Annotated in this window: 1 protein-coding gene; it reads right to left on the bottom strand. The window is 37.6% G+C overall.

Translation table 11 applies throughout. The features are described from left to right. Positions 1 to 130: 130 nt before the first annotated feature. Complete coding sequence (locus tag CRO04_RS25700; protein WP_097007063.1) at positions 131 to 1306, bottom strand: IS110 family transposase; 1176 nt, start codon at positions 1304 to 1306, stop codon at positions 131 to 133. Between the last annotated feature and the right edge of the window lie 279 nt (positions 1307 to 1585).

The raw sequence follows: 1585 nt of genomic DNA, 5'->3' as shown, positions 1-1585 counted from the left end.
AAGAGGTGACAAACTATAAATAGTCAAGAGGTTTTATACAAATTTTTTGATATAAAAAAAGAGTAACTTTAATAAGCCATCTGAATACACCGTATTTCAGATGAATACAAAATTTTATTAGAAAGATGTTTTAGCGAAGTTTTTGAATGTTATAGTCTACTTCTTGCCTCTCCAATGCATAGATGACTCTAACAAGCTTCTTCGCCACATGAGTAATAGCTACTCGATGTGGTTTGCCTTCTCCGCGTTTCTTGGCATAATAAGTTGCAAATGTTATATCGAAACGGATTAATGGAAGGCAACAATTAATAAGAACATATCGCAGCTGAGATGATCCACGCTTCACCATTCTACCACCGTGTGATTCTGTTCCAGAATCATTTATGCCTGGTTCTATTCCAGCAAAGGCAAGCATCTGACCTGGGTTTGAAAAGTTCGATATATCGCCGTATTCAGAGTAAATAACGGCGGCAGATATTGGACCGATGCCCGGAACTGACATGTAATGAGGATGGACCTCTTCAATTAGTTTATTGATTTCATTCTCAAGAGTACCTATTTCTTTTACAAGAGATTTGTAAAGAGTAAGTAAGCTGTTCAGTTCAACATCAAAGATAGAATTATTTACTCCCACAGTATTTGTGGCAAGTTCCTTCAACTCCAGGAACTGCTGAGGAGAAAACTTGCCTCTTGATATAGAACGAAGTTTGTCATAAGATACTGAATTCATTCTTGCCATCTTTTCAGCGGAACCGTAGTTTTCAAGCAGATACAGAGCGGTCTTAGATAAACGCTCATGAAAGAAAGGCTTGAATTCAGGAAAGGTGTGATCTAGCACATTGGTAATCTTTATAAGATAAAAAGAACGCTGCCGAACTAACCTATCACGCAAACGAGTTAATGACTTTAAGGAATAAGCGTGGTAAAATCCTTTTGAATGGGGTTTGTATTCAACAGTCATTAACCACCGGGCTATTGATTCGCAGTCAATAGAGTCGGTCTTGGTTCGCCTTAGAGATGTGGATTTCTTGTATTCCTTGATGAGAACTGGATTAATTTCCATGAAGCTGTGATTGGCATTTTCAAGGAAGAGTTCGAGATTGAGGGCATAGTGGGCTGTTGATTCGAACCCTATTTTTATATCCTGTGGATTGGAGAGAGAATTAAAAATAGTGAGTAGCTGCTCAAAACCTGTCTTATCATTTTTAACAGTAAATTTTGAAACAATCTTTTGATCAGCAGCAGATATAATGCAGCAATCATGTTTGTACTTGGAAATATCAATTCCAACAAAGTACATGGACATAGAGTGAAACCTCCTGATATGTATATTGGCACTGTTGTCTTCCACAGAGAATCCGGCTGTGTAATCACGTAAATAGAAACGTCAGGCGTTAACAAACTGATTAACAGTAATAGACGAAAAGCTGTGGTCTGAGTCACCTCGGAACAGTCAAAGCTGTAATTATATAGGTACAGATCCACAGTGCCTTTTCAAAATATATCAGAGATGGATTAAAATGCCCAGAGAATCTGGGAGAAAGGAAAAATCCAATTACCATCTAAGATAATTGGATTATACGTG

Source organism: Lacrimispora amygdalina (assembly GCF_900205965.1).
GTDB lineage: Bacteria > Bacillota > Clostridia > Lachnospirales > Lachnospiraceae > Lacrimispora > Lacrimispora amygdalina_A.
The sequence above is the reverse complement of the archived record's forward strand: the minus strand, read 5'-3'. Positions and strand labels throughout refer to the sequence as shown.

Bases quoted from the DNA above. Each gene is read 5' to 3' on its own strand.
- CRO04_RS25700 (WP_097007063.1), bottom strand. From the start codon at position 1,306: ATGTCCATGTACTTTGTTGGAATTGATATTTCCAAGTACAAACATGAT.